Consider the following 12,031-nt stretch of genomic DNA (forward strand, 5'->3'; position numbering starts at 1 on the left):
CGCAGACTTTTATTGAAGTGGCATTAATGCGCGCAGTATAGGAATTTGAGAGCAGTGCAATTCACTATATAAAAGCCTATTATTGGCGAGAATTCTCGGCGAAATCGCCTTTCACGGAGGGGCATCCCCTATGAGAACCCAGCACCAGAGCAAGCGTGAACTGGACAAGATCGACCGTAACATCTTGCGTATCCTGCAGAGTGATGGGCGTATTTCCTTCACCGAACTGGGCGAGAAAGTTGGGCTTTCCACCACCCCTTGCACCGAGCGGGTTCGCCGCCTGGAGCGCGAGGGCATCATCATGGGCTACAACGCCCGGCTGAACCCGCAGCACCTCAAGGGCAGCTTGCTGGTGTTCGTGGAAATCAGCCTGGACTACAAATCAGGCGACACCTTCGAGGAGTTCCGCCGCGCGGTGCTCAAGCTGCCACATGTACTGGAATGCCACCTGGTTTCAGGTGACTTCGACTATCTGGTGAAAGCGCGTATTTCCGAGATGGCGTCGTATCGCAAGCTTCTCGGCGACATCCTGCTGAAGCTTCCGCACGTACGCGAATCGAAGAGCTACATCGTCATGGAAGAGGTGAAGGAAAGCCTCTGCCTGCCGATCCCGGACTGAAGTCAGACCAGCACCTGGCGGGTGGTGGCAATGAACTGGTGGACCAGTTGCTCGGCGGCGGGCTCGATCATCTGTTCAGGGCCACGGCCACGCGGGCAGGCCAGGCGCGGAGTGGTGCCGAACAGGCGGCAGATCATCGGGCGCTCTTCATACACCGTGCAGCCGTTGGGGCCCAGGTGCACACAGTCCAGGCGCTCCAGGGCGGCGTCCTGCTCGGCCTGGGACTTGCGCGGCAGGCGGGCCATTTCTTCCGCCGAAGTGGTGACCGGGCCGCAGCAGTCGTGGCAGCCGGGTTCGCACTCGAATGAAGGGATGAGTTCGCGCAGGAAGTGGATCTTGTGGCGGTTGCAGGACATGGCTGGGTACAAAGCTAAATAGATAAGTTCGATTATAGGCCCATTCGCGGGTAAACCCGCTCCCACAGGATTGTGGATGCATCAGTCATTGCGCTGTCCCTGTGGGAGCGGGTTTACCCGCGAACGAGGGCGCAGCCCTCGCCTGGTTGCCCACCACCCTACCCCGGCTTATCCTCCTCGCCTCAGCCCACCAGCCTCAGGACCTGCCCAATGATCCATAGCGCGCAGCACGCCGCCTCCTATTACGCCGCCAGCAGCGCGCCACACCCTGACCATTCCTTCCTGCAAGGCGAGCACAGCGCCGACGTGTGCATCGTCGGCGGCGGTTACTCAGGCCTGAACACCGCCATCGAACTGGCCGAACGCGGCTTCTCGGTCATCCTGCTGGAAGCCCGCAAGCTCGGTTGGGGCGCCAGCGGGCGCAATGGTGGCCAGCTGATCCGTGGTGTCGGCCACGGCCTGGAACAATTCCTCCCGGTGATTGGCGAGGATGGCGTGCGCAGCATGAAGCTGATGGGCCTGGAAGCCGTGCAGATCGTCCGCGAGCGGGTCGCAAAGCATGCCATCGCCTGCGACCTGACCTGGGGTTACTGCGACCTGGCCAACAAGCCTGCCGAACTGCTGGGCTTTGCCGAAGACGCCGAAGAACTGCGCAGCCTGGGCTACGCACATGAACTGCGCCTGGTCGGCAAGGACGATATCCACAGCGTGGTCGGCGCTGACTGCTATGTGGGCGGGCTGGTCGACATGGGCTCCGGCCACCTGCACCCACTCAACCTGGCCTTGGGCGAAGCGGCCGTGGCCAGCCGCCTGGGCGTAAAGCTGTTCGAGCAGTCCGAGGTCACACGCATCGACTACGGCCCGGAAGTACAGGTGCACACCGCCCAGGGCCGGGTGCGCGCCAAGACCCTGGTGCTGTGCTGCAACGCCTACCACAACAACCTCAACCGCGAACTGGGTGGCAAGGTACTGCCAGCCGGCAGCTACATTATCGCCACCGAGCCGCTGGGCGAAGAGCGAGCCCGCTCGCTGCTGCCGCAGAACATGGCGGTGTGTGACCAGCGCGTGGCACTGGACTACTACCGCCTGTCCGCCGACAACCGACTGCTGTTCGGCGGTGCCTGTCACTATTCCGGCCGCGACCCGAAGGACATCGCCGGCTACATGCGGCCGAAGATGCTCAAGGTGTTCCCACAACTGGCCGACGTGCGTATCGACTACCAGTGGGGCGGCATGATCGGCATCGGCGCCAACCGCCTGCCACAGGTTGGCCGCCTGGCCAGCCAGCCGAACGTGTACTACGCCCAGGCCTACTCCGGCCATGGGCTGAACGCCACCCACCTGGCCGCGCGCCTGCTGGGCGAGGCCATCAGTGGTCAGGAAAGCGGGCGTTTCGACCTGTTCGCCAAGGTGCCACACATCACCTTCCCCGGCGGCAAGCACCTGCGCTCACCACTGCTGGCATTGGGGATGCTGTGGCATCGCCTGAAAGAGCTGATCTGAAAGCTGCACACTGCCCCTTGTGGGAGCGGCCTTGTGTCGCGAAAGGGCTGCGAAGCAGCCCCGGCAATTCATGCAGTGATGCAAATATCCTGGGGCCGCTGTGCGGCCCTTTCGCGACACAAGGCCGCTCCCACAAAGATCGCATCAGTCTTTCCAGAAGGGCTTACGCCCCTCGGTCCGGGCTTGCTCCCAGCTCAGCCCGACATCGCGCAACTCGTCATCGGTCAACTGCAGCAGCGCCCTGCGGGTGTGCCAGCGATGCAGCATCAGCCCCCAACGCCCCAACCCTTCCGGCGCGTTGAACACTTTGGCTTGCTGCCCGGCTTCCAGTTCCTTGGCCAACAGTTGCAAGCGCACATCGCTCATGCCACCCATCACCGCATCCTCTCGTTCAGTTGATACTGTGGAGAAAGCATGCGCGTCGGCAGCACCGGCAATACAGATCCAATACAGCCTTATTATTCCCATACAGAATTGGCCGTCGGCCGACTGAATGATGTATTTTCACCGCAACTGTACCGGTCGCCATGTCATTGCAGCGCAGGAGTATGCCGTGACCCTTTACCTCAACCTCGCCGAACTGCTCGGTGCCCGCATCGAACAGGGCCTCTACCGCCCCGGCCAGCGCCTGCCGTCGGTGCGCGCCCTGAGTGTGGAGCACGGGGTCAGCCTGAGCACCGTGCAGCAGGCCTACCGCATGCTGGAAGACAGCGGCATGGTCTCGCCCCGGCCCAAGTCCGGCTACTTCGTCAACGACCACCGCCACCTGCCGGCCCTGCCCGCCGTCAGCCGCCCGGCCCAACGCCCGGTGGACATCTCGCAGTGGGAGCAGGTGCTGGAGCTGGTGCGCAGTACCCCACGCCAGGGCGTGATCCAGCTCGGCCGCGGCATGCCCGACATCGACAGCCCCACCCTCAAGCCACTGCTGCGCAGCCTCGCCCAGCTAAGCCGGCGGCAGGACATGCCCGGCCTGTACTACGACAACATCCACGGCAACCTGGCCCTGCGCGAACAGGTGGCCAGGCTGATGCTCGACTCCGGCTGCTGCCTGGGCCCGGCCGACCTGGTGATAACCACCGGCTGCCATGAGGCGCTGTCATGCAGCATCCGCGCGGTGTGTGAGCCGGGCGATATCGTCGCGGTCGACTCTCCCAGCTTCCACGGCGCCATGCAGACCCTCAAGGGCCTGGGCATGAAAGCCCTGGAAATCCCCACCGACCCAGTCACCGGTATCAGCCTGGAGGCGCTGGAACTGGCCTTGGAGCAATGGCCGATCAAGCTCATCCAGATCACCCCCAGTTGCAACAACCCGCTCGGCTACATCATGCCCGAGGCTCGCAAGAAAGCACTGCTGAGCCTGGCCCAGCGCTACGACGTGGCCATTCTGGAAGATGATGTATACGGCGACCTGGCCTACACCTACCCGCGCCCGCGCACGCTCAAGTCATTCGACGACGATGGTCGGGTGCTGCTCTGCAGTTCGTTCTCCAAGACTCTCGCCCCCGGCCTGCGGATAGGCTGGGTGGCACCCGGGCGTTACCTGGAGCGGGTGTTGCACATGAAGTACATCAGCACCGGCAGCACGGCCAGCCAGCCGCAGCTGGCCATTGCCGACTTCATCGCCAGCGGGCACTACCAGCCCCACGTGCGGCGCATGCGCAGCCAGTACCAACGTAGCCGCGACCTGATGAGCGACTGGGTGACCCGCTACTTCCCGGCGGGCACCCGGGTCAGCCGGCCCCAGGGCGGCTTCATGCTGTGGGTGGAATTACCCGAACATTTCGATACGCTGCGCCTGAACCGGGCTTTACTTGAGCAGGACGTGCAGGTTGCCGTGGGCAGCATCTTCTCGGCCTCGGGCAAGTTCCGTCACTGCCTTCGCATGAACTTCGCCGCGCGGCCGACACCGCAGATCGAAGCCGCCGTGCGCAAGGTTGGTGAAACCGCCCTTCGTCTACTGGATGAAGAAAGCGCCGGCGCGTAACTTTGCGCCGCCCGCCACGGTCCAACCCATTAAGCCTTTGCTGCACAGGACGATCCACCCTTGAGACTCCAGCGAGCCCTGCCTCTGCTGCTGGCGCTACTACTTGGCCTTGCCGGCTGTGCCAGTATCGGCACGCCCCGCGAAACCAGCCAGGCGCTGCCCGCCAACGACTCAGCCTTCGGCCGCTCGGTACTGCGCCAGGCTGCACCCTACGGCGGCCGTTCGGGCTTTCGCCTGCTGCCCAACAGCAACGAGGCGTTCCGCGCCCGCGCCGAACTGATCCGCAACGCCCAGGCGAGCATCGACCTGCAGTACTACATCGTCCACGATGGCCTCAGCACTCGTGCCTTGGTGCATGAACTGCTACGCGCCGCTGACCGTGGCGTGCGTGTGCGTATCCTGCTCGACGACACCACCAGCGACGGACTGGACGTCATCATGGGCACCCTCGATGCCCACCCGAACATCCAGATTCGCGTGTTCAACCCGCTGCATCTGGGCCGCAGCACCGGCGTGACGCGCGCCGTGGGCCGCCTGTTCAACCTGTCGCGTCAGCACCGGCGCATGCACAACAAGCTGTTCCTGGTGGACAACAGCATGGCCATTGTCGGCGGGCGCAACCTGGGCGATGAGTATTTCGATGCCGAGCCCAACCTCAACTTCACCGATATCGATTTGCTGGGCGTCGGCCCGGTGGCCGAACAGCTCGGCCACAGTTTCGACCAATACTGGAACAGCGCTCTGAGCCGGCCGATTACCGACTTCCTCTGGCATGACCCGGATGCCAGTGACCTGCGCGCCAGCCGCCACCGCCTGGAAGTGTCGCTGGCCGAGGCCAGGACCCAGCGCAAAGCCCTGTATGACCGCTTGATGGCCTACCAGTCGCAGCCGCGCCTGGATGTGTGGCGCAACGAGTTGATCTGGGCCCATGCCCAGGCGCTATGGGATGCTCCGAGTAAAGTGCTGGCTGATGACGAACCAGACCCGCAACTGCTGCTGACCCAGCAACTGGCCCCCGACCTGGGCAATGTGCACCACGAGCTGATCCTGGTGTCGGCGTACTTCGTGCCCGGTGAGTCCGGCCTGCTGTACCTGACCCACAGCGCCGACGCGGGCATCTCGGTCAAGCTGCTGACCAACTCGCTGGAAGCCACCGACGTGCCGGCGGTGCATGGCGGCTATGCCCCGTATCGGCGGGCGCTGCTGGAGCATGGAGTGAAGTTGTACGAGCTGCGTCGCCAACCCGGCGACCCCAGCGCCCGGCACGGTGTGAGCTTCCATGGCAGCTCGGACTCGAGCCTGCACAGCAAGGCGATCGTGTTCGACCGGCGCAAGACCTTCATCGGCTCGTTCAACTTCGACCCGCGTTCGGTGTTGTGGAATACCGAGGTCGGGGTGCTGGTGGACAGCCCGGAGCTGGCCGAATACACCCGCGCGCTGGCGGTACAGGGTATGGCCCCTGCCTTGAGCTACCAGCCGACGCTGGTGGGTAACCAGATGGTATGGGTGACAGAGGAAAATGGCAGCCGGCGCATGCTCACATCCGAACCGGGCGGGATGTGGCGGCGGTTCAATGCCTGGATCAGCAAGGCGGTTGGCCTGGAGAAGATGTTGTAGCGGCCTTGCGTCGCGATGGGCCGCAAAGCGGCCCCAAAAAACCATCAGGCAGAAGCAGGCTCGAAGGCCCCGCGCCGTCGGGTCAACATCACCAACCCGGCAGCCCCCACCGCCATCAGCAACGGCAACGCATGCCCGTTGATCCACTGGCTTCCCGCCCCCGCCAGCAACGGCCCGAGCAGGCAGCCAATGCCCCACAGCTGCGCCACATGGGCATTGGCCCGCACCAGCGCATCATCCCGGTAGCGCTCTCCAATCAGCACCAGCGACAAGGTGAACAAGCCCCCGGCACTGGCCCCGAACAACACCCACAACGGCCAGATCGCCGGCGTGTGCAACAACAGCGGAATCGCCAGGCTGGACAACAGCAAGGTCACCGCGCAGCCGGTAAACAGGGTGCGGCGCGACATATGGTCGGCCAGCGCACCAATGGGCAGCTGCAGCACTGCATCGCCCACCACCACGGTACTGACCATGAACAGGGCGATTTCGGTGCTGAAGCCCTGCTGCAAGCAGTACACCGGCAACAAGGTCAGGATCATCGCCTCGAACGAGGCGAACAGGGCAATGGCCCAGGCGATCACCGGCAAACGCCGGCAGAAGGCGAACAGGTCACCGAAGGTGACGCTGCAGGCCTCTGTACTGGGCGCACCGCCACGCCCAAGGAGAATCAGCGGCGCCACCAGCAGCAGGCCGGTCGCGGCCCAGAAACCGAAGTCGTCATCCGAGCCGAGAAAACCCAGCACCAGCGGCCCGGCCAGCTGACTGAGGGCATAACTGCTGCCATACAGCGCCACCAGGCGGCCACGCCATTGCTCGACCACCAGTTGGTTGATCCAGCTTTCGCCGAGGATGAACACCACGGTCAGCGACATGCCGATCAGCAGGCGCAGCAGCAGCCACAGCGGGTAGCTGGGCAGCAGTGCGACCAGACCGATCGACAGCGCCCCACCCCACAGGCACAGGCGCATGGCCGAGGGCACGCCGACCCACCCGGCCAGGCGACTGGCCAGGCTGGCACCTAGCAGTACACCCAGCGCCGGCATCGCGGCCATCACGCCGATGGCGAAGCTGCCGTAGCCCCAGGCTTCCAGGCGCAGGGATACCAGCGGCATGCTCACACCAAGCGCCAGCCCGACACTGAGCACCGATGCCAGTACGGCGAAGTAGGTACCCCAACGCATCCTTGACCTCTTGATTTCTTGGGGCTGCTTTGCAGCCCATTCGCGGCACAAGGCCGCTCCTACAGGGAACGCATACCCCTGTAGGAGCGGTCTTGTGCCGCGAATGGGCCGCAAAGCGGCCCCTCGGGATTACAGCTTGATCCAGGTCGCCTTCAGCTCGGTGTACTTCTCCAGCGCATGCAGCGACTTGTCACGGCCGTTGCCCGACTGCTTGAAGCCACCGAACGGCGCGGTCATGTCGCCACCGTCGTACTGGTTGACCCAGACACTGCCAGCGCGCACGGCACGGGCAGTCTTGTGGGCCTTGGAGATGTCCGAGGTCCAGATGCCAGCGGCCAGGCCATACGGCGTATCGTTGGCAATGGCGACGGCTTCTTCAGCGGTGTCAAAGGCGATCACCGACAGCACCGGGCCAAAGATTTCTTCCTGGGCGATCTTCATGGCGTTGGTCACGCCGTCGAAGATGGTCGGCTCGACATAAGTGCCACCGGTTTCTTCCAGGGTGCGCTTGCCGCCGGCCAGCAGCTTGGCGCCGTCCTTGTGGCCAGCCTCGATGTACGACAGCACGGTATTCATCTGCTGGGTGTCCACCAGGGCACCGACAGTGGTCTGTGGGTCCAGCGGGTTGCCTGGCTTCCAGCCTTTCAGGGCCTCGACCACCATCGGCAGGAACCTGTCCTTGATCGAACGCTCGACCAGCAGGCGCGAGCCTGCGGTGCACACTTCGCCCTGGTTGAAGGCGATGGCGCTGGCGGCAGCTTCGGCAGCAGCCTGCAGGTCCGGGGCGTCGGCGAAGACGATGTTCGGGCTCTTGCCACCGGCTTCCAGCCAGACGCGCTTCATGTTCGATTCGCCAGCATAGATCATCAATTGCTTGGCGATCTTGGTCGAACCGGTGAACACCAGGGTGTCGACGTCCATGTGCAGGGCCAGGGCCTTGCCCACGGTGTGGCCGTAGCCTGGCAGCACGTTCAGCACGCCAGCCGGGATACCGGCTTCGATGGCCAGCTGGGCGATGCGAATGGCAGTCAGCGGCGATTTTTCGGAAGGCTTGAGCACTACCGAGTTACCGGTGGCCAGGGCCGGGCCGAGCTTCCAGCAGGCCATCAGCAGCGGGAAGTTCCACGGTACGATGGCGCCGACCACGCCCACTGCTTCGCGGGTAACCAGGCCAAGCTGGTCATGCGGGGTCGGGGCGACTTCGTCGTAGACCTTGTCGATGGCCTCGGCGGTCCAGTGAATGGCATTGGCCGCGCCCGGGACGTCGATGCTGGACGAGTCGCCGATCGGCTTGCCCATGTCCAGGGTTTCCAGCAGCGCCAGCTCTTCGACGTTCTTGCGCAGCAGGTCGGCGAAGCGGATCAGCTTGGCCTTGCGCTTGGCCGGGGCCAGCTGTGACCACACGCCGGAGTTGAAGGTGGCACGGGCGTTTTCCACAGCGCGGTTGGCATCGGCCAGGTCGCAGCTGGCAACCTTGGCCAGGAAGCGTCCGTCGACCGGGCTCAGGCACTCGAAGGTTTCACCGGATGCGGCATCGGTGTATTCGCCGTTGATGAAGGCACGGCCTTCGATCTTCAGTTGCTGGGCACGTTGTTCCCAGTCCGCACGAGTCAGGGTGGTCATACGAATCTCCTCCTCTTGTTTAGGTGCAACGCCGCACTGAGGACTCACAGGCGTTGTCAGAATTCTGCCCAAGTGTCGAGGGCATTTTGGCTACCGACACCCTAAACCAGGCAGTGTAAACTATCAATATATTTGACACAGAAGGCTCAAAAGCCTACTGATGTGCATTTTATTAAACAATAACAGGAGCCGCACATGAGCATCGACAGCATCATCGACTTCGCACAGGTCATCACCGAGGCCGAACGCTACCGCCCGGCAGCGGAAAAAATCCTCAAGGGCGAGCCTGACCAGGCCGTCTACAACCATTATTCCAGCCCGTGCGGGCAGTTTGCCGCGGGCGTGTGGGAAGGCGAGGTTGGGCAGTGGACGGTGAACTACACCGAGCATGAGTACTGCGAGATCGTCCAGGGCGTTTCGGTGCTGCGTGACCAGGACGGTGGGGCCAAGACTTTGCGTGCCGGTGACCGGTTTGTCATCCCGGCCGGCTTCAAGGGCACCTGGGAGGTGCTGGAGCCTTGCCGCAAGATTTATGTGATGTTCGAGCAGAAGTGATCTGAGGCCAGCACAGGCATAAAAAAACCCGCATCCTTTCGGAGGCGGGTTTTTTCAGGTCGCCGATCAATTACTTGATCTTGGCTTCCTTGTACACCACGTGCTTGCGAACAACCGGATCGTATTTCTTGATCTCGATTTTGTCCGGAGTGGTGCGCTTGTTCTTGTCGGTGGTGTAGAAGTGGCCAGTGCCAGCACTCGAAACCAGACGGATCAATTCACGCATGACGTTCTCCTTAGAACTTTTCGCCGCGAGCGCGCAGCTCGGCCAGCACTACGTCGATACCACGCTTGTCAATGACGCGCATGCCTTTGGCAGATACGCGCAGACGCACGAAACGCTTCTCGGATTCAACCCAGAAACGGTGGTGCTGCAGGTTCGGCAGGAAACGACGACGGGTTTTGTTGTTTGCGTGGGAAATGTTGTTCCCGGTTACTGGACCCTTACCAGTAACTTGACAGACTCTCGACATGACTCAGCCCTCTAAAACCACATGCCCAACCCGGCATGGGTTGGCCGCTTAATCTCTCAGTCTTTGGCGCCTGGGCGCCGTGATTCTGGAGGTCTTACCGACCGGATACGCTGACGCGACAGGCCGAGCCCCTAGAAAAGAGCGCTGCTTTATACCAGAAAGACTTGGCCACAACAACAGAAGATACGTTTCCGGCGCCGGCCAAGCGCGCCGGGCCAGCATAGCGGCAGGCCCCGCCACCCGTCGACCGCTCGTCGCCAATTTTGTGAAAAAGGGTGTGGTCATTTCCCGACGGGCACACTAGGGTAGGCCTTTTCCAGACTGCACTGGCAGATGGGCCACTGACAGCCAAGGAGTTACCATGCGTGCCGCCGCCCTTTCCTTATTGTTCAACTCCTTGTTCGCCGCCGGCGCCCTGTTCGCCGTCGGTGTTGCCCAGGCCGCACCACTGAGCGTCTGCAGCGAGGCCAGCCCCGAAGGCTTCGACGTGGTGCAGTACAATTCGCTGACCACCACCAACGCCACGGCCGATGTGCTGATGAACCGCCTGGTGGAGTTCGACGCGGCGCAAGGCAAGGTGGTGCCGAGCCTGGCGGCCAGCTGGACGGTATCGACCGATGGCCTGATCTACGACTTTACCCTGCGCGATGACGTGAAGTTCCACACCACCGCCTACTTCAAGCCAAGCCGCGCCCTGAACGCCGACGATGTGCTGTTCAGCTTCCAGCGCATGCTCTACCCCGCCCATGCCTGGCACAAGACCGCACCGGGCGGTTACCCGCATGCCCAGTCACTGCAACTGGGCAGCCTGATCAAGGCGATCGAGGCGCCCGCACCGAACACCGTACGCTTCACCCTCAACCACCCGGACGCCACGTTCCTGGCCACGCTGAGCATGGGCTTTGCCTCGATCTACTCCGCCGAATACGCCGACAAACTGCTCAAGGCCGGCACGCCGGAGAAGCTCAACAGCCAGCCGGTCGGCACTGGGCCGTTCATCTTCCAGCGCTTCCAGAAGGACGCCGTGGTGCGTTACCGCGCCAACCCTGACTACTTCGCCGGCAAGCCGGCGGTCGACCCGCTGATATTCGCCATCACTACCGATGCCAACGTGCGCCTGCAGAAGCTCAAGCGCGGCGAGTGCCAGGTGGCCCTGTCGCCCAAGCCGCTGGACATCGCCGAAGCCGGCAAGGACGGCAACCTCAAGGTGGCCACCACCCCGGCGTTCATGACCGCTTTCGTCGCCATCAATAGCCAGCACCCGCCGTTGGACAAACCGGAAGTGCGCCAGGCCATCAACCTGGCCTTCGACAAGCAGGCCTACCTGAAGGCGGTGTTCGAAGACTCCGCGGTGGCCGCCAACGGCCCCTACCCGCCCAACACCTGGAGCTACGCCAAGGACCTGCCCGGCTACCCGCTGGACCTGAAGAAGGCCAAGGTCCTGCTGACCAAGGCCGGCCTGGCCCAAGGCTTCAGCACCACGATCTGGACCCGCCCGTCGGGCAGCCTGCTCAACCCCAACCCCAGCCTCGGTGCGCAGATGCTGCAGGCCGACCTGGCCAAGATCGGCATCAAGGCCGAGATCCGCGTGATCGAGTGGGGCGAGCTGATCCGCCGCGCCAAGGCGGGCGAGCATGACCTGCTGTTCATGGGCTGGGCGGGCGACAACGGCGACCCGGACAACTTCCTCAGCCCGCAGTTTTCCTGCGCCGCGGTGCAGTCGGGGACCAACTTCGCACGCTTCTGCGACAGCCGCCTGGACCAGTTGATCAGCGCCGGGCGCACCACCAACGACCAGAGCGTGCGCAGCCGGCTGTACCAGCAGGCGCAAACCCTGATCCAGCAGCAGGCGCTGTGGGTGCCGCTGGCGCACCCGACGGCGGCGACCCTGCTGCGCCAAGGGGTCGAGGGGTATCAGGTGAGCCCGTTCGGGCGGTTGGATTTCAGCAAGGTGTCGGTGAGCCGGTAAGCTTTGGGGGGCCTGTCTTGAGGGTTGTGGCGCCTGGAAGATCGAGCGCCGCCCGCGCGGCGCTTCGCGGGGCAAGCCCGCTCCCACATTTGTTGCAACGTGGCCATGCCTGTGGGAGAGGCGTTGTCAGCCTTGGTGCAAGCCTTGA

General features: G+C 63.4%; 12 protein-coding genes. 6 read left to right on the forward strand and 6 right to left on the reverse strand.

Features of this window, described 5'->3' with window-relative positions; all coding sequences use genetic code 11:
* Positions 1-130 precede the first annotated feature (130 nt).
* Complete coding sequence (gene dadR, locus CAY82_RS08935; protein ID WP_039581953.1) at positions 131-619, forward strand: transcriptional regulator DadR; 489 nt, start codon at positions 131-133, stop codon at positions 617-619.
* A 2-nt stretch (positions 620-621) separates the two neighbouring features.
* Here dadR and CAY82_RS08940 read toward each other — a convergent pair whose 3' ends face one another.
* Entirely contained in the window at positions 622-975 is a 354-nt protein-coding gene (locus CAY82_RS08940; protein WP_013974780.1) for a YkgJ family cysteine cluster protein, read from the reverse strand.
* Between the two features lie 210 nt (positions 976-1,185).
* Between CAY82_RS08940 and CAY82_RS08945 the strand changes: the two genes are divergently transcribed.
* Positions 1,186-2,478 carry an FAD-binding oxidoreductase gene (locus CAY82_RS08945; RefSeq protein ID WP_087500900.1) on the forward strand — a complete coding sequence of 431 codons (1,293 nt, stop codon included), beginning with the start codon at positions 1,186-1,188 and terminating at the stop codon, positions 2,476-2,478.
* Between the two features lie 144 nt (positions 2,479-2,622).
* Here CAY82_RS08945 and CAY82_RS08950 read toward each other — a convergent pair whose 3' ends face one another.
* Complete coding sequence (locus CAY82_RS08950; RefSeq protein WP_085615949.1) at positions 2,623-2,853, reverse strand: DUF1127 domain-containing protein; 231 nt, start codon at positions 2,851-2,853, stop codon at positions 2,623-2,625.
* A gap of 178 nt (positions 2,854-3,031) precedes the next feature.
* Here CAY82_RS08950 and CAY82_RS08955 point away from each other — a divergent pair, with 178 nt between their 5' ends.
* The gene (locus CAY82_RS08955; protein WP_170931055.1) at positions 3,032-4,462 is read left to right on the forward strand and encodes a PLP-dependent aminotransferase family protein; all 1,431 of its coding nucleotides are present in this window, start codon (positions 3,032-3,034) and stop codon (positions 4,460-4,462) included.
* Positions 4,463-4,522: 60 nt separating this feature from the next.
* A complete protein-coding gene (locus tag CAY82_RS08960; RefSeq protein ID WP_087500902.1) occupies positions 4,523-6,079 on the forward strand; it encodes a phospholipase D family protein in 1,557 nt (518 codons plus the stop codon).
* Positions 6,080-6,123: 44 nt separating this feature from the next.
* On the opposite strand, the gene CAY82_RS08965 is transcribed toward CAY82_RS08960, so the two are convergent.
* Both CAY82_RS08965 and CAY82_RS08970 read right to left on the reverse strand, forming a co-directional pair.
* Positions 6,124-7,263 carry an MFS transporter gene (locus CAY82_RS08965; RefSeq protein WP_087500903.1) on the reverse strand — a complete coding sequence of 380 codons (1,140 nt, stop codon included), beginning with the start codon at positions 7,261-7,263 and terminating at the stop codon, positions 6,124-6,126.
* Between the two features lie 129 nt (positions 7,264-7,392).
* A complete protein-coding gene (locus CAY82_RS08970; RefSeq protein WP_087500904.1) occupies positions 7,393-8,886 on the reverse strand; it encodes an aldehyde dehydrogenase in 1,494 nt (497 codons plus the stop codon).
* Positions 8,887-9,081: 195 nt separating this feature from the next.
* On the opposite strand from CAY82_RS08970, the gene CAY82_RS08975 reads away from it, so the two are divergent.
* Positions 9,082-9,441: a cupin domain-containing protein gene (locus tag CAY82_RS08975; RefSeq protein WP_003258971.1), complete on the forward strand. Its 360-nt coding sequence runs from the start codon at positions 9,082-9,084 to the stop codon at positions 9,439-9,441.
* Between the two features lie 70 nt (positions 9,442-9,511).
* Here CAY82_RS08975 and rpmG read toward each other — a convergent pair whose 3' ends face one another.
* Positions 9,512-9,667, reverse strand: a complete 156-nt coding sequence (gene rpmG, locus CAY82_RS08980) for a 50S ribosomal protein L33 (protein ID WP_003253507.1) — start codon at positions 9,665-9,667, stop codon at positions 9,512-9,514.
* A gap of 10 nt (positions 9,668-9,677) precedes the next feature.
* Positions 9,678-9,914 (reverse strand): 50S ribosomal protein L28, encoded by a 237-nt coding sequence (gene rpmB, locus CAY82_RS08985; protein ID WP_003258972.1) that lies wholly within the window; start codon positions 9,912-9,914, stop codon positions 9,678-9,680.
* Positions 9,915-10,275: 361 nt separating this feature from the next.
* Here rpmB and CAY82_RS08990 point away from each other — a divergent pair, with 361 nt between their 5' ends.
* A complete protein-coding gene (locus CAY82_RS08990; RefSeq protein WP_087500905.1) occupies positions 10,276-11,883 on the forward strand; it encodes an ABC transporter substrate-binding protein in 1,608 nt (535 codons plus the stop codon).
* Positions 11,884-12,031 lie beyond the last annotated feature (148 nt).

Origin of the sequence: Pseudomonas sp. SID14000 (assembly GCF_002165135.1) — a bacterium.
In the GTDB taxonomy this organism is placed as follows: Bacteria; Pseudomonadota; Gammaproteobacteria; order Pseudomonadales; family Pseudomonadaceae; genus Aquipseudomonas.

What these genes read in the sequence shown, in the direction of transcription:
- CAY82_RS08945 (WP_087500900.1), top strand. Translation starts at nt 1,186, where the DNA reads ATGATCCATAGCGCGCAGCACGCCGCCTCCTATTACGCCGCCAGCAGC.
- CAY82_RS08940 (WP_013974780.1), bottom strand. Translation starts at nt 975, where the DNA reads ATGTCCTGCAACCGCCACAAGATCCACTTCCTGCGCGAACTCATCCCT.
- rpmB (WP_003258972.1), bottom strand. Translation starts at nt 9,914, where the DNA reads ATGTCGAGAGTCTGTCAAGTTACTGGTAAGGGTCCAGTAACCGGGAAC.
- CAY82_RS08975 (WP_003258971.1), top strand. Translation starts at nt 9,082, where the DNA reads ATGAGCATCGACAGCATCATCGACTTCGCACAGGTCATCACCGAGGCC.
- rpmG (WP_003253507.1), bottom strand. Translation starts at nt 9,667, where the DNA reads ATGCGTGAATTGATCCGTCTGGTTTCGAGTGCTGGCACTGGCCACTTC.
- dadR (WP_039581953.1), top strand. Translation starts at nt 131, where the DNA reads ATGAGAACCCAGCACCAGAGCAAGCGTGAACTGGACAAGATCGACCGT.
- CAY82_RS08970 (WP_087500904.1), bottom strand. Translation starts at nt 8,886, where the DNA reads ATGACCACCCTGACTCGTGCGGACTGGGAACAACGTGCCCAGCAACTG.
- CAY82_RS08950 (WP_085615949.1), bottom strand. Translation starts at nt 2,853, where the DNA reads ATGGGTGGCATGAGCGATGTGCGCTTGCAACTGTTGGCCAAGGAACTG.
- CAY82_RS08965 (WP_087500903.1), bottom strand. Translation starts at nt 7,263, where the DNA reads ATGCGTTGGGGTACCTACTTCGCCGTACTGGCATCGGTGCTCAGTGTC.
- CAY82_RS08990 (WP_087500905.1), top strand. Translation starts at nt 10,276, where the DNA reads ATGCGTGCCGCCGCCCTTTCCTTATTGTTCAACTCCTTGTTCGCCGCC.